General features: G+C 70.9%; 17 protein-coding genes. 16 read left to right on the forward strand and 1 reads right to left on the reverse strand.

Annotated elements, in window-relative coordinates; genetic code table 11:
- Positions 1-24: 24 nt before the first annotated feature.
- Together efp and nusB are read left to right on the forward strand one after the other, a co-directional pair.
- Positions 25-591: an elongation factor P gene (efp, locus tag DJ476_RS29700; protein WP_018490319.1), complete on the forward strand. Its 567-nt coding sequence runs from the start codon at positions 25-27 to the stop codon at positions 589-591.
- A 2-nt stretch (positions 592-593) separates the two neighbouring features.
- Positions 594-1,025, forward strand: a complete 432-nt coding sequence (gene nusB, locus DJ476_RS29705) for a transcription antitermination factor NusB (protein WP_019764385.1) — start codon at positions 594-596, stop codon at positions 1,023-1,025.
- A gap of 263 nt (positions 1,026-1,288) precedes the next feature.
- Here nusB and bldD read toward each other — a convergent pair whose 3' ends face one another.
- Positions 1,289-1,789, reverse strand: a complete 501-nt coding sequence (gene bldD / locus DJ476_RS29710) for a transcriptional regulator BldD (RefSeq protein ID WP_006123181.1) — start codon at positions 1,787-1,789, stop codon at positions 1,289-1,291.
- A 222-nt stretch (positions 1,790-2,011) separates the two neighbouring features.
- On the opposite strand from bldD, the gene pyrR reads away from it, so the two are divergent.
- The 14 genes from pyrR (at position 2,012) to DJ476_RS29780 (ending at position 18,756) form a co-directional block, all read left to right on the forward strand.
- Positions 2,012-2,596: a bifunctional pyr operon transcriptional regulator/uracil phosphoribosyltransferase PyrR gene (gene pyrR / locus DJ476_RS29715; protein WP_112491939.1), complete on the forward strand. Its 585-nt coding sequence runs from the start codon at positions 2,012-2,014 to the stop codon at positions 2,594-2,596.
- Positions 2,597-2,691: 95 nt separating this feature from the next.
- Positions 2,692-3,729 carry an aspartate carbamoyltransferase catalytic subunit gene (locus tag DJ476_RS29720; RefSeq protein ID WP_103421697.1) on the forward strand — a complete coding sequence of 346 codons (1,038 nt, stop codon included), beginning with the start codon at positions 2,692-2,694 and terminating at the stop codon, positions 3,727-3,729.
- Positions 3,730-3,731: 2 nt separating this feature from the next.
- Positions 3,732-5,021 carry a dihydroorotase gene (locus tag DJ476_RS29725; RefSeq protein WP_112491940.1) on the forward strand — a complete coding sequence of 430 codons (1,290 nt, stop codon included), beginning with the start codon at positions 3,732-3,734 and terminating at the stop codon, positions 5,019-5,021.
- Positions 5,018-5,599, forward strand: coding sequence for a PH-like domain-containing protein (locus tag DJ476_RS29730; RefSeq protein WP_103421695.1), 582 nt, complete (start codon positions 5,018-5,020; stop codon positions 5,597-5,599). The genes DJ476_RS29725 and DJ476_RS29730 overlap by 4 nt, the downstream gene beginning before the upstream one ends.
- The gene (gene carA / locus DJ476_RS29735; RefSeq protein ID WP_112491941.1) at positions 5,596-6,735 is read left to right on the forward strand and encodes a glutamine-hydrolyzing carbamoyl-phosphate synthase small subunit; all 1,140 of its coding nucleotides are present in this window, start codon (positions 5,596-5,598) and stop codon (positions 6,733-6,735) included. The genes DJ476_RS29730 and carA overlap by 4 nt, the downstream gene beginning before the upstream one ends.
- Positions 6,728-10,036, forward strand: coding sequence for a carbamoyl-phosphate synthase large subunit (carB, locus tag DJ476_RS29740; protein ID WP_112491942.1), 3,309 nt, complete (start codon positions 6,728-6,730; stop codon positions 10,034-10,036). The genes carA and carB overlap by 8 nt, the downstream gene beginning before the upstream one ends.
- Positions 10,037-10,093: 57 nt before the next feature.
- Positions 10,094-11,206, forward strand: a complete 1,113-nt coding sequence (locus DJ476_RS29745) for a quinone-dependent dihydroorotate dehydrogenase (RefSeq protein WP_112491943.1) — start codon at positions 10,094-10,096, stop codon at positions 11,204-11,206.
- Positions 11,203-12,042, forward strand: a complete 840-nt coding sequence (gene pyrF, locus DJ476_RS29750) for an orotidine-5'-phosphate decarboxylase (RefSeq protein ID WP_103421167.1) — start codon at positions 11,203-11,205, stop codon at positions 12,040-12,042. Before DJ476_RS29745 ends, pyrF begins: the two co-directional genes overlap by 4 nt.
- Before the next feature lie 244 nt (positions 12,043-12,286).
- The gene (locus DJ476_RS29755; RefSeq protein WP_014157387.1) at positions 12,287-12,610 is read left to right on the forward strand and encodes an integration host factor; all 324 of its coding nucleotides are present in this window, start codon (positions 12,287-12,289) and stop codon (positions 12,608-12,610) included.
- A 62-nt stretch (positions 12,611-12,672) separates the two neighbouring features.
- Entirely contained in the window at positions 12,673-13,266 is a 594-nt protein-coding gene (gene gmk / locus DJ476_RS29760; RefSeq protein WP_053562000.1) for a guanylate kinase, read from the forward strand.
- A gap of 96 nt (positions 13,267-13,362) precedes the next feature.
- Positions 13,363-13,635 (forward strand): DNA-directed RNA polymerase subunit omega, encoded by a 273-nt coding sequence (gene rpoZ, locus DJ476_RS29765; RefSeq protein WP_015607348.1) that lies wholly within the window; start codon positions 13,363-13,365, stop codon positions 13,633-13,635.
- 145 nt (positions 13,636-13,780) lie between these two features.
- Positions 13,781-14,989 (forward strand): bifunctional phosphopantothenoylcysteine decarboxylase/phosphopantothenate--cysteine ligase CoaBC, encoded by a 1,209-nt coding sequence (gene coaBC, locus DJ476_RS29770; RefSeq protein WP_103421166.1) that lies wholly within the window; start codon positions 13,781-13,783, stop codon positions 14,987-14,989.
- 237 nt (positions 14,990-15,226) lie between these two features.
- Complete coding sequence (gene metK / locus DJ476_RS29775) at positions 15,227-16,435, forward strand: methionine adenosyltransferase (protein WP_018490200.1); 1,209 nt, start codon at positions 15,227-15,229, stop codon at positions 16,433-16,435.
- 155 nt (positions 16,436-16,590) lie between these two features.
- Positions 16,591-18,756 carry a primosomal protein N' gene (locus DJ476_RS29780; protein ID WP_112491944.1) on the forward strand — a complete coding sequence of 722 codons (2,166 nt, stop codon included), beginning with the start codon at positions 16,591-16,593 and terminating at the stop codon, positions 18,754-18,756.
- The last annotated feature ends 649 nt before the right edge of the window (positions 18,757-19,405 follow it).

The raw sequence follows: 19,405 nt of genomic DNA on the forward strand, positions 1-19,405 counted from the left end.
TTCAGTCCAGGAGATTCCGCAACCGTGGCTTCCACGAACGACCTCAAGAACGGCCTGGTGCTCAAGCTCGACGGAGGCCAGCTCTGGTCCGTCGTCGAGTTCCAGCACGTCAAGCCCGGCAAGGGCCCCGCCTTCGTGCGCACCAAGCTCAAGAACGTGCTCTCCGGCAAGGTCGTCGACAAGACGTTCAACGCCGGCGTGAAGGTCGAGACGGCCACCATCGACCGCCGCGACATGCAGTTCTCGTACATGGACGGCGAGTACTTCGTCTTCATGGACATGGACACGTACGACCAGCTCATGGTCGACCGCAAGGCCGTCGGCGACGCCGCCAACTTCCTGATCGAGGGCTTCACCGCCTCCGTCGCCCAGTACGAGGGCGAGGTGCTCTACGTCGAGCTGCCCGCCGCCGTCGAGCTGACCATCCAGCACACGGACCCGGGCGTCCAGGGCGACCGCTCCACCGGCGGCACCAAGCCCGCCACCCTGGAGACCGGTTACGAGATCGGCGTGCCGCTCTTCATCACCACCGGCGAGAAGATCAAGGTCGACACCCGCACGGGCGACTACCTCGGCCGGGTGAACAGCTAACCGTGGCTGCCCGGAACAAGGCCCGCAAGCGCGCCTTCCAGATCCTCTTCGAGGCCGACCAGCGCGGCGAGTCCGTGCGCAGTGTCCTCGCGGACTGGGTCCGGCACTCGCGGACCGACGACCGTCAGCCGCCGGTCGGTGAATTCACGATGGAACTGGTCGAGGGGTACGCGGAGTACGCGGACCGGATCGACGACCTCATCGTCACCTATGCCGTGGACTGGGAGATCGACCGCATGCCGGTCGTCGACCGCAACATCATCCGGCTCGGCGCCTACGAGCTGATCTGGATGGACGAGACCCCGGACGCCGTGGTGATCGACGAGGCGGTCCAGCTCGCCAAGGAGTTCTCCACCGACGACTCCCCGTCGTTCGTGAACGGCCTGCTGGCCCGCTTCAAGGACCTCAAGCCGAACCTCCGCCGGGAGCAGTAGCCCGCCCCCGTGCGGGGCCGCTCCGCCACGCGCACGCCACGAAGGGCCCACGGTCAGCCGACCGTGGGCCCTTCGGCGTACCTCCGGGGAACGTCCCGGGGGAGTACGGGTCACGAAAACGCCGGGTCGGCGGGGGCCCGAAGGCTCCCGCCGACCCGGCGGCACGTTTCTGCTGCGGGGCGGCGCCTCATGCGGACGCCGGTCCCAGGACTCGAAGGTCTCGGCTCTCGCCCGTGACCGTTGGCCTCGGGTCTCGCCGTTTCTCAGCTCTCGTCGTGGGAGACCGCGCGGCGCGCGTCCGCGTCCAGCACGCCCCAGCTGATCAGCTGCTCCGTGAGCACGGACGGCGACTGGTCGTAGATCACGGCGAGGGTGCGCAGGTCGTCCTGGCGGATCGAGAGCACCTTGCCGTTGTAGTCACCGCGCTGGCTCTGGATGGTCGCCGCGTAGCGCTGCAGCGGACCGGCCTTCTCCGGCGGGACGTGGGCGAGGCGCTCCAGGTCCAGGACGAGCTTCGGCGGCGGCTCGGCGGCCCCGCCCGGAGTCGTGCCGGGCAGCAGCTCCTGCACCGGGACCCCGTAGAAATCCGCCAGCTCGGCGAGGCGCTGTACGGTCACGGCACGGTCGCCGCGCTCGTACGAACCGACCACGACGGCCTTCCAGCGACCCTGTGACTTCTCCTCCACGCCGTGGAGGGAGAGGCCCTGCTGGGTGCGGATGGCACGGAGTTTGGCCCCGAGCTGTTTTGCGTATTCGCTGGACATATGGCTCCCCGGACGCTGGAACAGTGTGCGGCTCCGCCGCGTGGCTGGTAACTCACTGTGAGGTTACGCAGCGTTACTTGGCTGCGTCAAGCCGAATGGGCCGGACCCGGTACCTGCAGGGGGCGGGGCCAGGGCCTCACGCAAGCCCTGATACCGTGGATGACGTAATTTCGACGTCCTTTAAGGTCCGTCCCGTGAGGCGGAGAAGGAGGTCCGTTTCTTATGGACGCACAGCACGACGACACCGGCAACGCGGCACGCCCCGTTCTCGAGGCCCCCGACATCGCCCGTGTTCTGACCCGTATCGCCCACGAGATCGTCGAACGCGCCAAGGGCGCCGGCGACGTGGTGCTGCTCGGCATCCCGACGCGGGGCGTCTTCCTCGCCCGCCGGCTCGCCGACAAACTCGAGGAGATCACCGGCCGGAAGATGCCGGTAGGCTCCCTCGACATCACCATGTACCGCGACGACCTGCGGCTGCGCCCCGCCCGGGCCCTGGCCCGTACCGACATCCCCGGCGAGGGCATCGAGGGGAAGCTGGTCGTCCTCGTCGACGACGTGCTCTTCTCCGGCCGCACGATCCGCGCCGCGCTCGACGCGCTCGGCGACATCGGCCGCCCGCGCGCCGTGCAGCTCGCGGTCCTCGTCGACCGCGGTCACCGCGAACTCCCGATCCGCGCCGACTACGTCGGCAAGAACCTCCCCACGTCGCTGCGGGAGACGGTCAAGGTCCAGCTCGCCGAGGAGGACGGCCGCGACGCCGTGCTGCTCGGTGTCCAGCAGGCCGCGCCCGCGGACGAGCAGTAGCCCCACGACCCGCCGTACGCCCTTCCGGGGGACGTACGTCCGCTCCTGCGCGCCCGTATGCCTTCAACCCTCCTCCAGCCACCGGAGAACCCCAGATGAAGCGCCACCTCATCTCGGCCGCCGACCTCACCCGCGACGACGCCGTCCTGATCCTCGACACCGCCGAGGAGATGGCCCGGGTCGCGGACCGGCCGATCAAGAAGCTCCCGACCCTGCGCGGCCGTACCGTCGTCAACCTCTTCTTCGAGGACTCGACCCGGACCCGCATCTCCTTCGAGGCCGCCGCCAAGCGGCTCTCCGCCGACGTCATCAACTTCTCCGCCAAGGGCTCCTCCGTCTCCAAGGGCGAGTCCCTGAAGGACACCGCGCTGACCCTGGAGGCGATGGGCGCCGACGCCGTCGTCATCCGGCACGGCTCCTCCGGCGCCCCCTACCGCCTCGCCACCTCCGGCTGGATCGACGGGGCCGTGGTCAACGCCGGCGACGGCACCCACGAGCACCCCACCCAGGCCCTGCTGGACGCCTTCACCATGCGCCGCCGCCTCGTCGGGGCCGACACCGGTCTCGGCCGGGACCTGGAAGGCCGCCGCATCACGATCGTCGGCGACATCCTGCACAGCCGCGTCGCCCGCTCCAACGTCCACCTGCTCACCACCCTGGGCGCCCACGTCACCCTGGTGGCCCCGCCCACCCTGGTGCCCGTCGGCGTCGAACAGTGGCCCTGCGACGTCAGCTACAGCCTGGACGACGTGCTGGCGAAGTCCGATGCGGTGATGATGCTGCGTGTGCAGCGCGAACGGATGAACGCCGCCTACTTCCCGACCGAGCGCGAGTACTCCCGCCGCTACGGCCTCGACGGCCTGCGCATGGCCAAGATGCCCGAGCACGCCATCGTCATGCACCCCGGCCCGATGGTCCGGGGCATGGAGATCACCGCCGAGGTGGCCGACTCCGACCGCTGCACGGTCGTCGAGCAGGTCGCCAACGGCGTCTCCATCCGGATGGCCGTCCTCTACCTGCTGCTCGGCGGCTCCGACACCGCCCTGTCGGCCCCCGCCCGTCCCGAAGGCTCTGCCCGTCCCGAGAGCCCTGCCCGTACCGAGGCCCCCGCCCGTACCGAGGAGACCAAGTAACCATGAGCAAGATCCTTATCCGCGGTGCGCGCATCCTCGGCGGTGAGCCGCAGGACGTGCTGATCGACGGCGAGACCGTCGCCGAGGTCGGCACCGGCATCGAGGCCCCGGACGGCGCCACCGTCATCGAGGCGGCCGGCCAGATCCTGCTGCCGGGCCTCGTCGACCTCCACACCCACCTGCGCGAGCCCGGCCGCGAGGACTCCGAGACCGTCCTCACCGGTACCAAGGCCGCGGCGGCCGGTGGCTTCACCGCCGTCCACGCCATGGCCAACACCTTCCCCGTGGCCGACACCGCCGGTGTCGTCGAGCAGGTCTGGCGCCTGGGCAAGGAGTCCGGCTACTGCGACGTCCAGCCCGTCGGCGCCGTCACCGTCGGCCTGGAGGGCAAGAAGCTCGCGGAACTCGGCGCGATGCACGACTCGGCCGCGGGGGTGAAGGTCTTCTCCGACGACGGCAAGTGCGTCGACGACGCGGTGATCATGCGCCGCGCCCTGGAGTACGTGAAGGCCTTCGACGGCGTCGTCGCCCAGCACGCCCAGGAGCCCCGCCTCACCGAGGGCGCCCAGATGAACGAGGGCATCGTCTCCGCCGAACTCGGCCTCGGCGGCTGGCCCGCCGTCGCGGAGGAGTCGATCATCGCCCGCGATGTCCTCCTCGCCGCCCACGTCGGCTCCCGCGTCCACATCTGCCACCTCTCCACCGCCGGCTCCGTGGAGATCGTCCGCTGGGCCAAGTCCAAGGGCTGGAACGTCACCGCCGAGGTCACCCCGCACCACCTCCTCCTCACGGACGAGCTGGTCCGCACCTACAACCCCGTCTACAAGGTGAACCCGCCGCTGCGCACGGAAGCCGATGTCATGGCCCTGCGCGAGGCCCTCGCTGACGGCACCATCGACTGCGTCGCCACCGACCACGCCCCGCACCCGCACGAGGACAAGGACTGCGAGTGGGCGGCCGCCGCCATGGGCATGGTGGGCCTGGAGACCGCGCTCTCCGTCGTCCAGCAGACGATGGTGGACACCGGTCTGCTCGACTGGGCGGGCGTCGCGGACCGCATGTCGTTCCGCCCTGCGGCCATCGGCCGGCTCGAAGGACACGGCCGTCCCGTCTCGGCGGGTGAGCCCGCCAACCTCACGCTGGTCGATCCGGCATACCGTGGAGCCGTGGACCCCGCGGGCTTCGCGTCCCGCAGCCGTAACACCCCCTACGAGGGGCGCGAGCTGCCGGGCCGCGTCACCCACACCTTCCTGCGGGGCCGTGCCACGGTCGTCGACGGGAAGCTCGCGTGACAACACTGACCCCCCTGTACCTCCTGGCCGCCGAGCAGAAGTCGGCGGAAGTGACGGACTGGTCCGCCCGCATCGCCTGGGTGATCGGCCTGCTGGTCTTCATCGCCCTCGTCTACTGGCTGATGCGCCAGGGCTGGAAATGGCGCGGACGGCTCCAGTCCGACCTGCCCGAGCTGGCGGCCACGCCCGAGGGCTTCGCCGCCGACGAGACGCTGCTGACGCTGGAGGGGCGCTACCACGCCTCCACCACGGCGGGCCAGTGGCTCGACCGGATCGTCGCCCACGGCCTCGGCACCCGCAGCCGGGTCGAGCTGAGGCTCACGGCCCGCGGCCTGGACGTCGTACGCCCCGGCGCGAGCGACTTCTTCATCCCGGCCGAGTCCCTGCGCGAGGCCCGGCTCGACAAGGCGCTCGCCGGCAAGGTCCTCCCCGAGGGCGGCCTGCTGATCATCACCTGGGCACACGGCGAGACCCTGATCGACTCCGGCTTCCGCTCCGACCACGCCGCCGAGCACCAGGCCTGGATCGACGCCGTCAACCACCTCACCAGCACCACTACGGAAGGCACCGCACGATGACGATCTCCACCCGGGGGGACCGGACCCCCGCCGTACTCGTCCTGGAGGACGGTCGCGCCTTTCGTGGTCGTGCTTATGGGGCTGTGGGGGAGACCTTCGGTGAAGCGGTGTTCTCGACGGGGATGACGGGTTATCAGGAGACGTTGACGGATCCGTCGTATCACCGGCAGGTGGTGGTGATGACGGCTCCGCATGTCGGGAACACCGGTGTGAATGATGAGGATCCTGAGTCGGGTCGTATCTGGGTTTCGGGTTATGTGGTCCGTGATCCTGCGCGTAGGCCGTCCAATTGGCGCTCCCAGCGGTCGTTGGATGAGGAGTTGGCGGCGCAGGGTGTGGTCGGGATCAGTGGTGTGGACACCCGTGCCCTGACGCGTCATTTGCGGGAGCGGGGTGCGATGCGGGTGGGGATCTTCTCCGGTAACGCGATCGCGGATGAGGGCACCTTGCTCGCCCGGGTGCGTCAGGCTCCTGAGATGGCGGGTGCGGATCTGTCGGCCGAGGTGGCGACGGAGGAGGCGTATGTCGTTGCGGCGATCGGGGCGAAGAGGTTCACCGTTGCCGCGATCGACCTCGGTATCAAGGGGATGACGCCGCACCGGATGGCGGAGCGGGGCATCGAGGTGCATGTGCTGCCCGCGACGGCCACCTTGGAGGATGTGTACGCGGTGGAGCCGGATGGGGTGTTCTTCTCCAACGGTCCCGGTGACCCGTCGACCGCCGATCACCCGGTGGCGTTGATGCGTGGTGTGCTGGAGCGCTCCACCCCGCTGTTCGGTATCTGTTTCGGTAATCAGATTCTGGGCCGGGCGCTGGGGTTTGGTACGTACAAGTTGAAGTACGGGCATCGGGGGATCAATCAGCCGGTGCAGGACCGTACGACGGGCAAGGTCGAGGTGACCGCGCATAACCACGGCTTCGCTGTGGATGCCCCGTTGGACCGGGTGTCCGATACGGAGTTCGGCCGGGCCGAGGTTTCGCATGTGTGTCTGAACGATCAGGTGGTCGAGGGCCTGCACCTGTTGGACCGCCCGGCGTTCAGTGTGCAGTACCACCCCGAGGCGGCGGCCGGTCCCCACGATGCCGCCTACCTGTTCGACCGTTTCGTTTCTCTGATGGAGGGCCAGCGTGCCTAAGCGCTCCGATATCCAGTCCGTCCTGGTCATCGGCTCGGGTCCGATCGTCATCGGTCAGGCCGCCGAGTTCGACTACTCCGGTACCCAGGCCTGCCGTGTTCTGAAGGCGGAGGGGTTGCGGGTCATTCTGGTGAACTCCAACCCGGCCACGATCATGACCGACCCCGAGATCGCTGATGCCACGTATGTGGAGCCGATCACGCCGGAGTTCGTCGAGAAGATCATCGCGAAGGAGCGCCCCGACGCGCTCCTGCCCACCCTGGGTGGTCAGACGGCGTTGAACACGGCGATCTCGATGCATGAGCAGGGTGTGCTGGAGAAGTACGGTGTCGAGCTGATCGGCGCGAATGTTGAGGCGATCAACAAGGGCGAGGACCGCGACCTGTTCAAGGGCGTCGTGGAGGCGGTGAAGGCGAAGATCGGGTACGGCGAGTCCGCCCGCTCGGTCATCTGCCACTCCATGGACGACGTCCTGGCCGGGGTGGACACCCTGGGCGGCTACCCGGTCGTGGTGCGCCCCTCCTTCACGATGGGCGGTGCGGGTTCCGGCTTCGCCCACGACGAGGAGGAGCTGCGCCGGATCGCCGGCCAGGGCCTCACCCTTTCCCCGACCACGGAGGTGTTGTTGGAGGAGTCGATTCTGGGGTGGAAGGAGTACGAGCTGGAGCTGATGCGCGACAAGAACGACAACGTCGTGGTCGTCTGCTCCATCGAGAACTTCGATCCGATGGGTGTCCACACCGGTGACTCGATCACTGTCGCCCCGGCGATGACGCTGACCGACCGGGAGTACCAGCGGCTGCGGGATGTCGGGATCGCGATCATCCGCGAGGTCGGGGTGGACACCGGCGGGTGCAACATCCAGTTCGCGATCGACCCCGCCGACGGGCGGGTCATCGTGATCGAGATGAACCCGCGTGTCTCCCGCTCCTCGGCTCTGGCGTCGAAGGCGACGGGTTTCCCGATCGCCAAGATCGCCGCGAAGCTCGCGGTGGGTTACACCCTGGACGAGATCCCCAACGACATCACCGAGAAGACCCCGGCCTCCTTCGAGCCGACCCTCGACTATGTGGTGGTGAAGGCGCCGCGTTTCGCGTTCGAGAAGTTCCCCTCGGCTGATTCGACGCTGACGACGACGATGAAGTCGGTGGGGGAGGCGATGGCGATCGGCCGGAACTTCACCGAGGCCCTCCAGAAGGCGTTGCGCTCTTTGGAGAAGAAGGGTTCGCAGTTCGCCTTCACCGGCGAGCCGGGTGACAAGGCCGAGCTGCTCGCCGAAGCGGTCCGCCCCACCGACGGCCGTATCAACACGGTCATGCAGGCGATCCGTGCTGGAGCCTCCCAGGAGGAGGTCTTCGAGGCGACGAAGATCGACCCCTGGTTCGTCGACCAGCTCTTCCTGATCAAGGAGATCGCCGACGAGCTGGCCACTGCGGAGCGCTTGGACGCCGACCTGATCGCGGAGGCGAAGCGGCACGGGTTCTCCGACGTCCAGATCGGGGAGATCCGCGGGCTGCGCGAGGACGTCGTCCGCGAGGTCCGCCACGCCCTCGGCATCCGCCCGGTCTACAAGACGGTCGACACCTGCGCCGCCGAGTTCGCGGCGAAGACCCCGTACTTCTACTCCTCCTACGACGAGGAGACCGAAGTCGCCCCCCGCACCAAGCCCGCGGTGATCATCCTCGGCTCGGGCCCCAACCGGATCGGGCAGGGCATCGAGTTCGACTACTCCTGCGTCCACGCCTCCTTCGCCCTGAGTGATGCGGGCTTCGAGACGGTGATGGTGAACTGCAACCCGGAGACCGTCTCCACGGACTACGACACCTCCGACCGGCTCTACTTCGAGCCGCTCACGCTGGAGGACGTCCTGGAGATCGTCCACGCCGAATCCCTCGCCGGCCCCCTCGCCGGAGTCATCGTCCAGCTCGGCGGCCAGACACCGCTCGGCCTCTCCCAGGCGCTGAAGGACAACGGGGTGCCCGTCGTGGGCACCTCCCCGGAGGCGATCCACGCGGCTGAGGACCGGGGTGCTTTCGGCCGGGTCCTGGCCGAGGCCGGGCTGCCCGCCCCGAAGCACGGGACGGCCACCACCTTCGCCGCCGCCAAGGCCATCGCCGACGAGATCGGCTACCCCGTCCTCGTCCGCCCGTCCTACGTCCTCGGCGGGCGCGGCATGGAGATCGTCTACGACGAGGCCCGGCTGGAGTCGTACATCGCGGAGTCCACCGAGATCAGCCCCACTCGCCCGGTCCTGGTGGACCGGTTCCTCGACGACGCCATCGAGATCGACGTGGACGCGTTGTACGACGGTCATGAGCTGTATCTCGGTGGTGTGATGGAGCACATCGAGGAGGCGGGGATCCACTCCGGTGACTCGGCCTGCGCCCTGCCCCCGATCACGCTCGGCGGCTTCGACATCAAGCGGCTGCGCGCCTCCACCGAGGGCATCGCCAAGGGCGTCGGCGTCCTCGGGCTGATCAACATCCAGTTCGCGCTGTCGGGGGACATCCTCTACGTCCTGGAGGCCAACCCGCGTGCCTCCCGCACGGTGCCCTTCACCTCGAAGGCGACCGCCGTCCCGCTCGCCAAGGCCGCCGCCCGCATCTCCCTCGGTGCCACCATCACGGAACTCCGCGCCGAAGGGCTCCTGCCCAAGACCGGCGACGGCGGCACCCTGCCGCTGGACGCGCCGATCTCTGTCAAGGAGGCCGTGATGCCCTGGTCGCGGTTCCGTGACATCCACGGCCGCGGCGTCGACACGGTCCTCGGCCCGGAGATGCGCTCCACGGGTGAGGTGATGGGTATCGACTCGGTCTTCGGCACCGCCTACGCCAAGTCCCAGGCCGGCGCCTACGGCCCCCTGCCCACCAGTGGGCGGGCGTTCATCTCGGTGGCCAACCGGGACAAGCGCTCGATGATCTTCCCCGCCCGGGAGCTGGTCGCGCACGGCTTCGAGCTGATGGCCACCTCCGGCACCGCCGAGGTGCTGAAGCGCAACGGGATCAACGCCACGATTGTGCGCAAGCAGTCCGAGGGGCCGGGGCCCAACGGTGAGAAGACGATCGTCCAGCTCATCCACGACGGGCAGGTCGATCTCATCGTCAACACCCCCTACGGCACCGGCGGCCGTCTCGACGGCTACGAGATCCGCACCGCCGCCGTCTCCCGCTCCGTGCCCTGCCTGACCACCGTCCAGGCCCTGGCCGCCGCTGTTCAGGGCATCGACGCCCTCAACCACGGCGGAGTCGGCGTCCGCTCACTCCAAGAACACGCGGAACACTTGACCGCGGCCCGCGACTAGCAGCCCAGCAGGGGGACACCGGAAACGGTGTCCCCCTCTCTGTGAGGACATCTCTCCATGTACAAGTTCTTCTTCCGGCTGGTCTTCAAGCGGATGGATCCCGAGAAGGCCCACTACACCGCCTTCCGCTGGATCTGCCTCGTCGCCCGCATCCCCGTTCTGCGTACCTTCGTCGCCGCCGCTCTCGCCCCTCGCTACAAGGAGCTGCGCACCGAGGCCCTGGGCCTGCGGATGCACGGGCCGTTCGGGCTGGCCGCCGGGTTCGACAAGAACGCGGTCGGGATCGACGGTATGGCGATGCTCGGGTTCGACCACGTCGAGATCGGTACGGTCACCGGTGAGGCGCAGCCCGGCAACCCCAAGCAGCGGCTCTTCCGGCTCGTCGCGGACCGGGCGCTGATCAACCGCATGGGCTTCAACAACGAGGGCTCGGCCGCCGTCGCCGCCCGGCTCGCGGCCCGTAACCCGGTCTTCCGCACCACCGTCGGCGTCAACATCGGCAAGACGAAGGTCGTGCCGGAGGCCGAGGCCGCCGCCGACTACGTGAAGTCCACCGAGCGGCTGGCCGCCCACGCGGACTACCTCGTCGTCAACGTCTCCTCGCCCAACACCCCGGGTCTCCGCAACCTCCAGGCGACCGAGTCGCTGCGGCCCCTGCTCACCGCCGTACGGGAGGCCGCCGACCGCACCGTCACCGGCCGGCGCGTACCGCTGCTCGTCAAGATCGCCCCGGATCTCGCGGACGAGGACGTGGACGCCGTCGCGGACCTCGCCGTGGAGCTGGGGCTCGACGGGATCATCGCGACCAACACCACCATCGCCCGCGAGGGGCTCGGCCTGAAGTCCGGCCCGGAACTGGTGGGCGAGACCGGTGGGCTCTCCGGGGCACCCCTCAAGGAGCGCTCCCTGGAGGTCCTGAGCCGTCTGTACGCCCGTGTGGGGACCCGGATCACCCTGGTGGGCGTCGGGGGCGTCGAGAGCGCCGAGGACGCCTGGCAGCGGATCCTGGCCGGGGCCACCCTCGTGCAGGGCTACAGCGCCTTCATCTACAAGGGTCCCTTCTACGCCCGGGCCGTTCACAAGGGCCTCGCCGCCCGGCTCGCCGCGTCCCCGTACGCCACCCTCGCCGAGGCCGTCGGCGCCGAGACCCGGAAGAAGGCCGCCCTGTGACCCCCGAACCCTTCGGCGCCCGGCTGCGCCACGCCATGGACACCCGCGGGCCGCTCTGCGTCGGCATCGACCCGCACGCCTCCCTGCTCACCTCCTGGGGGCTGAACGACGACATCGCAGGCCTCGAACGCTTCACCCGGACCACCGTGGAGGCGCTGGCCGACCGGGTCGCCGTCCTCAAGCCGCAGTCGGCGTTCTTCGAGCGGTTCGGCTCGCGGGGCATCGCCGTACTGGAGAAGGCCGTCGCGGAGGCGCGGTCCGCCGGGGCGCTGGTCCTGATGGACGCCAAGCGCGGTGACATCGGCTCCACCATGGGGGCGTACGCGACGACCTACCTGGACAAGGACTCCCCGCTCTTCTCCGACGCCGTCACGGTCTCCCCGTATCTCGGGTTCGGTTCGCTGCGCCCGGCGCTCGACGCGGCCGCCGTCTCCGGCGCGGGCGTCTTCGTCCTCGCGCTCACCTCCAACCCGGAGGGCGCCGAGGTCCAGCGCGCCACCGCCGCCGACGGCCGCTCGCTGGCGCAGCTGATGCTGGACCACATGGCGGCGGAGAACGCGGGCGCGGCCCCGCTCGGCTCGGTCGGCGCGGTGGTCGGGGCGACGCTCGGCGACGCGGGGGTGGACCTGGCGATCAACGGGCCGCTCCTCGCGCCCGGCATCGGTGCCCAGGGGGCGACCCCGGCGGACCTTCCGGGAGTGTTCGGGGCGGCGGTCGGCAACGTGGTGCCGAGCGTGAGCCGGGGCGTGCTGCGCCACGGTCCGGACGCGTCAGGGCTGCGCGAAGCCGCCGCGCGGTTCGCGGACGAGGTCCGCGATGCCGTCTCCGGCAGTTGACCCTGGCACGTTTACAGGCTGTTGACGAGTTACTGACGGGAAACCCGGTGGTTATGCGGTAAATGTCCTGGTCGGCCAAGGCTGACCAGGACTTTTCGTCTGTTCTCGCTGACTACGGCGGCCTTGGCCGCTAGTCTCCGTCGAGAGCGGCCGAGCACAGTGTGTTCGTCGCTCACCTGGTGGAGGGCGTCCAGCTTTCCCACCGGTCCGTATCCGACAGATCGACATCCGAGGTGACGTAGGCGTGGCTCTTCCGCCCCTTACCCCTGAACAGCGCGCAGCCGCGCTCGAAAAGGCCGCCGCGGCTCGCCGGGAGCGGGCCGAGGTCAAGAATCGACTCAAGCACTCCGGCGCCTCCCTCCACGAGGTCATCAAGCAGGGCCAGGAGAACGACGTCATCGGGAAGATGAAGGTCTCCGCCCTCCTGGAGTCCCTGCCCGGCGTCGGCAAGGTCCGCGCCAAGCAGATCATGGAGCGTCTCGGCATCTCCGAGAGCCGCCGGGTCCGGGGGCTCGGCTCCAACCAGATCGCGTCCCTGGAGCGCGAGTTCGGCGGCAGCGCCGCCTGACGTTCCGGCCTCCGTGCCGCCCGGCGTTCTCAGGCACCCCTGAGAACCTGGATAATCGGTCCATGGCTGCAACATCCCGGGGGACGTCCCCCGTACCCCCGGACGTCCGTCCGCGGCTGACCGTGCTCTCCGGCCCCTCCGGGGTCGGCAAGAGCACGGTCGTCGCCCATATGCGCTCCGTGCACCCCGAGGTCTGGCTCTCCGTGTCGGCCACGACGCGCAAGCCGCGCCCCGGGGAGCGCAACGGCGTCCACTACTTCTTCGTGGACGACGAGGAGTTCGACAAGCTCATCGCCAACGGTGAGCTGCTGGAGTGGGCCGAGTTCGCGGGCAACCGCTACGGCACGCCGCGCCGGGCGGTGCTCGACCGCCTGGAGGCGGGGGAGCCGGTCCTGCTGGAGATCGACCTCCAGGGCGCCCGGCTGGTCCGCCAGTCGATGGACGACGCGCGCCTGGTCTTCCTGGCCCCGCCGAGCTGGGAGGAGCTGGTCCGCCGGCTCACCGGCCGGGGCACCGAGGCGCCCGAGGTCATCGAGCGCCGGCTCGCCGCCGCCAAGGTCGAACTGGCCGCCGAGGCCGAGTTCGATACGACGCTCGTCAACACCTCCGTCGAGGACGTGGCCCGCGAGCTGCTAGCCTTGATGCTTCAGGCTTAGATCTCCGTGATCGTTTCTTGGATCTGCGTGATCGTCCGGATCTCCTGATCCCGGATCTCCTGATCTTCGATCCACACCCCCTTCGGAAGGCAGAGAGTGTCCTCTTCCATCACCACGCCCGAGGGCATCATCAACCCGCCGATTGATGAGCTCCTCGAGGCCACCGACTCGAAGTACAGCCTGGTCATCTACGCCGCCAAGCGCGCGCGCCAGATCAACGCGTACTACTCGCAGCTCGGTGAGGGTCTCCTCGAGTACGTCGGTCCGCTCGTCGACACCCACGTGCACGAGAAGCCGCTGTCGATCGCGCTCCGCGAGATCAACGCGGGCCTGCTGACCTCGGAGCCCATCGAGGGCCCCGCCCAGTAAGCAGGACGGCACGCACTTCGTTCCATCACAGGCCCGGCGGCCCGCCCGCCGGGCCTGAGGTGTGTCCGGGGCCGGGTGAACACGCGCGGTGCGGTGAGGCAGCATGGGGGTCACGTTCTTACGTTGCCGAGTGCGGGGAGACGCAGTGGACAAGCCGAAGGTCGTCCTGGGGGTCAGCGGGGGCATCGCCGCCTACAAGGCGTGCGAGCTGCTGCGCCGACTGACCGAGTCCGGGCACGATGTACGGGTCGTCCCGACCGCCTCGTCGCTGCACTTCGTCGGCGCCGCCACCTGGTCCGCGCTCTCCGGCCACCCCGTCTCCGACCAGGTCTGGGACGACGTCCACGAAGTGCCCCACGTACGGATCGGACAGGGCGCCGATCTTGTCGTCGTCGCCCCCGCCACCGCCGACATGCTGGCCAAGGCAGCCCACGGGCTCGCCGACGACCTGCTCACCAACACGCTGCTGACCGCCCGCTGTCCGGTGGTCTTCGCCCCCGCCATGCACACCGAGATGTGGGAGCACCCGGCCACCCAGGAGAACGTCGCCACCCTGCGCCGCCGGGGCGCCGTCGTCATCGAGCCCGCCGTCGGGCGGCTCACCGGCGTCGACACCGGCAAGGGCCGGCTGCCCGACCCGGGCGAGATCTTCGAGGTCTGCCGCCGGGTGCTGACGCGCGGGGTCACCGAGCCCGACCTCGCGGGCCGCCATGTGGTGATCAGCGCGGGCGGCACCCGCGAGCCCCTGGACCCGGTGCGCTACCTGGGCAACCGGTCCTCCGGCAAGCAGGGGTACGCGCTGGCGCGTACGGCCGTGGCCCGGGGCGCCCGGGTCACCCTGATCGAGGCCAACACCCAGCTGCCCGACCCGGCCGGGGCCGATGTCGTACGGGTGGGGACGGCGATCCAGCTGCGCGAGGCGGTCCTGAAGGCGGCCGCCGACGCGGACGTGGTGGTGATGGCGGCGGCGGTGGCCGACTTCCGGCCCGCCGCGTACGCCCCCGGCAAGATCAAGAAGAAGGACGGCGAGGAGGCGCCCGCGGTCCCCCTGGTCCGTAACCCCGACATCCTCGCCGAGGTCGCCGCCGCCCGGGCCCGCCCGGGGCAGCTCGTGGTGGGGTTCGCCGCCGAGACCGACGACGTCCTCGCCAACGGCCGGGCCAAGCTCCGCCGCAAGGGGTGCGATCTGCTCGTGGTCAACGAGGTGGGGGAGCGCAAGACCTTCGGCTCGGAGGAGAACGAGGCGGTCGTCCTCGGGGCGGACGGGACGGAGACCCCGGTGCCGTACGGACCGAAGGAAGCGCTCGCGGACACGGTCTGGGATCTCGTTTCGGGTCGGTTGCGGGAGATGTGACAATCAACCCCCCTCCGGCGAGCCGAAAGGGCTCATAACGGGAGGGAACACCCGTCCGAACGGGTGGATTATCCTTCAAGTGTCCGCCGTGTCACGGGCTGTCGCGCTCCAAGGGGCGAGACGGATGCCCCGTCCGCCGGGCATGACCGATAAACTGGTCGACGGTGTGTGCCGAGCGCAGCTCTCGGACGTACCGCCCATGATCAGCCAGCAGCCGCTGCAACCCCAGGGAGCGATGTGTCCCGCCGTCTCTTCACCTCGGAATCCGTCACCGAGGGTCACCCCGACAAGATCGCTGACCAGATCAGCGACACGATTCTCGACGCGCTCCTGCGCGACGACCCCGCCTCGCGCGTCGCCGTCGAGACCTTGATCACCACCGGTCTGGTGCATGTCGCGGGCGAGGTCACGACCAAGGCCTACGCCGACATCCCCAACCTCGTGCGCAACAAGGTGCTGGAGATCGGCTACGACTCCTCCAAAAAGGGCTTCGACGGTGCCTCCTGCGGCGTCTCCGTCTCCATCGGCGCCCAGTCGCCGGACATCGCCCAGGGTGTCGACACCGCGTACGAGAAGCGGGTCGAGGGCGACGAGGACGAGCTCGACAAGCAGGGCGCCGGCGACCAGGGCCTGATGTTCGGATACGCCTGCGACGAGACCCCGGAGCTGATGCCGCTCCCGATCCACATCGCGCACCGCCTCTCGCGGCGCCTGTCCGAGGTGCGGAAGAACGGGACCATCCCCTACCTCCGCCCCGACGGCAAGACCCAGGTCACCATCGAGTACGACGGTGACAAGGCGGTCCGCCTGGACACCGTGGTCGTCTCCTCGCAGCACGCCAGCGACATCGACCTGGACTCGCTGCTCGCGCCCGACATCCGCGAGTTCGTCGTCGAGCACGTGCTCGCGCAGCTCGTCGAGGACGGCATCAAGCTGGACACCGAGGGCTACCGCCTCCTGGTGAACCCGACCGGCCGCTTCGAGATCGGCGGCCCGATGGGCGACGCCGGCCTCACCGGCCGCAAGATCATCATCGACACGTACGGCGGCATGGCCCGCCACGGTGGCGGCGCCTTCTCCGGCAAGGACCCGTCCAAGGTCGACCGCTCGGCGGCGTACGCGATGCGCTGGGTGGCGAAGAACGTGGTGGCCGCCGGGCTCGCCACCCGCTGCGAGGTCCAGGTCGCGTACGCGATCGGCAAGGCCGAGCCCGTCGGTCTCTTCGTCGAGACCTTCGGCACCGCCGCCATCGACACGGAGAAGATCGAGAACGCGATCGGTGAGGTCTTCGACCTCCGCCCGGCCGCGATCATCCGCGACCTCGACCTGCTCCGCCCGATCTACGCCCAGACCGCCGCGTACGGGCACTTCGGCCGTGAGCTTCCCGACTTCACCTGGGAGCGCACCGACCGCGTGGACGCGCTGCGCGCGGCCGCCGGTCTGTAAGGGCCGCACGGCGTCAGCAGCGAGCGACAGCGGGGCCCGGACACCGAACGCGGTGGCCGGGCCCCGCCGCTCTGCCCGTCTGCCGCGCTCTGCCCGTCTGCCGCGCGCTGTCCGTGGGGCCGACGCTGTCAGTGCCGTCTGGTAGGAATTTGGCTGTGAGCAGCGAGAACGAGCAGTCCGCCGACCCGGGCGCCGGGGCGGACGGGTCCGGTGCCGGGGCGCCGGAGCAGCTTGCGCTGATCCGGGAGACCGTCCGCCGGGCCAAGGTGCCGCGTGCCAAGCCCCGCACCTGGCGGGGGGCCGCGCTGGCCGAGCGGCTGCCCGTCGCCCGCGTGCTGGTCAACAAGGGCGTCCTGCACCTGGACCAGTTCTTCGACTACGCGGTCCCGGCGGAGCTGGACGCCGAGGCGCAGCCCGGGGTGCGGGTGCGGGTGCGGTTCGGTGCCGGGCGGCGCAACGTCCAGGGCGGGCGGCGCGAGGGGGGCGGCCTGATCGACGGGTTCATCGTCGAGCGCCGCGCCGAGTCCGACTACCAGGGCGCGCTGGCCGCCCTCGCCTATGTGGTCTCCCCGGAGCCGGTCCTCGGGCCCGAGCTGCTCGCCCTCTCGCGGGCCGTGGCCGACCGGTACGCGGGCAGCCTCGCGGATGTCCTCCAGCTCGCCGTGCCGCCCCGCAACGGCCGCGCCGAGTCCAAGCCGTCCCCGGAGCCGCTGCCGCCGCCCCCGCCCCCGGAGCCGGGCACCTGGGAGCGGTACGGCCAGGGCCCCGCCTTCCTCCGTGCCCTGGCCGAGGGAGGTGCGCCCCGGGTGGTCTGGACCGCCCTGCCGGGCCCCCACTGGCCCGCCGAGATCGCCCGCGCCGTCGCCGCCACGCTCTCCTCGGGGCGCGGCGCGCTCGTCGTCGTCCCGGACGGGCGGGCCGCCGGACGGGTCGACGCCGCCCTGACCGAGGTGCTCGGCGCAGGCCGGCACGCTCTGCTCACCGCCGACTCCGGCCCCGAGAAGCGCTACCGCCAGTGGCTCGCGGTGCGCCGGGGCTCGGTGCGGGCGGTCGTCGGCACCCGCGCCGCCATGTTCGCCCCCGTCCGGGACCTCGGCCTGGTCGCCGTCTGGGACGACGGGGACGCCAGCCACAGCGACACCAACGCCCCCTTCCCGCACGTCCGCGAGGTCCTTGAACTGCGCGCAGCCCAGGGCCGGTGCGCCTTCCTGCTCGGCGGGCTCAGCTGCACGGTCGAGGCCGCGCAGCTCGTGGAGAGCGGCTGGGCGCTGCCCCTCCTCGCGGACCGGGAGCAGCTGCGGCGGGCCGCGCCCCTGATCCGTACGGTCGGGGACGGCGAGCTGGCCCGGGACGGCGCCGCCCGCTCCGCCCGGCTGCCCAGCCTCGCCTGGCAGACCGTGCGCGACGGCCTGCGCACCGGCCCGGTCCTGGTCCAGGTGCCCCGCCGGGGGTACGCGCCCCGCCTCGCCTGCGAGCGCTGCCGCACCCCCGCCCGCTGCCGCCACTGCGCCGGGCCCCTGGAGGCCCCGGACCAGCAGGATCTGAACTGCGCATGGTGCGGGCAGGCCGAGCGGGCCTGGCAGTGCGCGGAGTGCGGCTCGAACCGGCTGCGCGCCCAGATCGTCGGCGCCCGCCGCACCGCCGAGGAGCTGGGCCGGGCCTTCCCCGCCGTGCCCGTCCGCACGTCGGGGCGTGACCACATCCTGGACGCGGTGCCCGCCGCCCCCGCCCTGGTCGTCTCCACACCCGGCGCCGAGCCCGTGGCCGAGGGCGGCTATGCGGCGGCGCTCCTCCTGGACGGCTGGGCCGTGCTCGGCAGGCCCGACCTGCGGGCGGGGGAGGAGGCGCTGCGCCGGTGGACGGCGGCGGGCGCGCTGGTGCGCGGGCAGGACGAGGGCGGCACGGTGGTGATCGTCGCCGAGCCGACGCTGCGCCCGGTGCAGGCCCTGGTCCGCTGGGACCCGGCCGGGTTCGCCCGCCGGGAGCTGGCGGACCGGGCCGAGCTGCGCTTCCCCCCGGTCTCCCGGATGGCCTCGGTGACCGGCCCCGCCGAGGCCCTGGCGTCCTTCCTCGACACTGCCGCCCTGCCGCCGGAGGCCGAGATCCTGGGCCCGGTCCCGGTCCCGTCCACCGAGCCAGGCCGCCCCCGCCGCCCCACGGACGCCCCGGTGGGCGAGAGCTGGGAGCGCGTCCTGATCCGGGTGGTCCCGGGGCGCGGGGCGGCGCTCGCGGGCGCCCTGAAGGCGGCCCAGGCGGCGCGTACGGCCAAGGGCGGGGGAGAGCAGGTACGGATCAGGATCGATCCGCCGGACATCGGGTGAGCTGAGGGGCGGCCGGTCCTGCCGTGGGGCTCGCTCGGATGGGCCGGCGGTCCGGGTCCGGTCTGCGGCAGCGGCGGAGGAGAGCCCGGCCGGTCGCGCGGGGAGCGGGGAGAGGGCGGACAGCCGAGGAGGCCGGAGGGGGCTCGTGGGCCGGGAGGCAGCGCCCGGCGGGCGCTGAGAGGCTCGCCGGACATCGTCCGAGCGGCCGCGTCCGGCCGTGCCGGAAAAGGCGCAGGTCGAGCTGGGTCTCGCCGGGCGGCGGCTGAGAGCCCCGTCGGGCGGGCGCGTGAGTCGGGGCGCGCCGGGAGGGGTAGGCCCGGCGGTCACCGGTCAGGGAGCCGGGGAGTGACTGCCGTCGGCCGAAGGGCCTCGGCCGCTCCGGCCGGGAGCCGGAGCGGCCGGAGCGGCCGGAGCGGCCGCCGGGCAGGCGGCCCGGAGACCCGCCGGGCGGGGGACCGGGAAGCTCACCCGCGTTGGCTGGGGCGGGCATGTCCCGGTCGGTCAGGAGTCCAGGGGACGACCGTCGTCGGCTGAAGGATTCCGGCCGATCCGGGCCGGGGGAGCCGGAAGCGGGGCGGTGGCCGAGCAGGCGTCGGGCAGGCGGCCCGAAGCCATGTCGGGCAGGGGCCGGGAGGCTCATCCGCCAGGC

The organism is Streptomyces bacillaris (assembly GCF_003268675.1).
Classification (GTDB): Bacteria; Actinomycetota; Actinomycetes; order Streptomycetales; family Streptomycetaceae; genus Streptomyces; species Streptomyces bacillaris.

What these genes read in the sequence shown, in the direction of transcription:
- pyrR (WP_112491939.1), top strand. Translation starts at nt 2,012, where the DNA reads ATGGACGCACAGCACGACGACACCGGCAACGCGGCACGCCCCGTTCTC.
- gmk (WP_053562000.1), top strand. Translation starts at nt 12,673, where the DNA reads ATGGCTGCAACATCCCGGGGGACGTCCCCCGTACCCCCGGACGTCCGT.
- carA (WP_112491941.1), top strand. Translation starts at nt 5,596, where the DNA reads ATGACGATCTCCACCCGGGGGGACCGGACCCCCGCCGTACTCGTCCTG.
- bldD (WP_006123181.1), bottom strand. Translation starts at nt 1,789, where the DNA reads ATGTCCAGCGAATACGCAAAACAGCTCGGGGCCAAACTCCGTGCCATC.
- DJ476_RS29725 (WP_112491940.1), top strand. Translation starts at nt 3,732, where the DNA reads ATGAGCAAGATCCTTATCCGCGGTGCGCGCATCCTCGGCGGTGAGCCG.
- DJ476_RS29720 (WP_103421697.1), top strand. Translation starts at nt 2,692, where the DNA reads ATGAAGCGCCACCTCATCTCGGCCGCCGACCTCACCCGCGACGACGCC.
- DJ476_RS29745 (WP_112491943.1), top strand. Translation starts at nt 10,094, where the DNA reads ATGTACAAGTTCTTCTTCCGGCTGGTCTTCAAGCGGATGGATCCCGAG.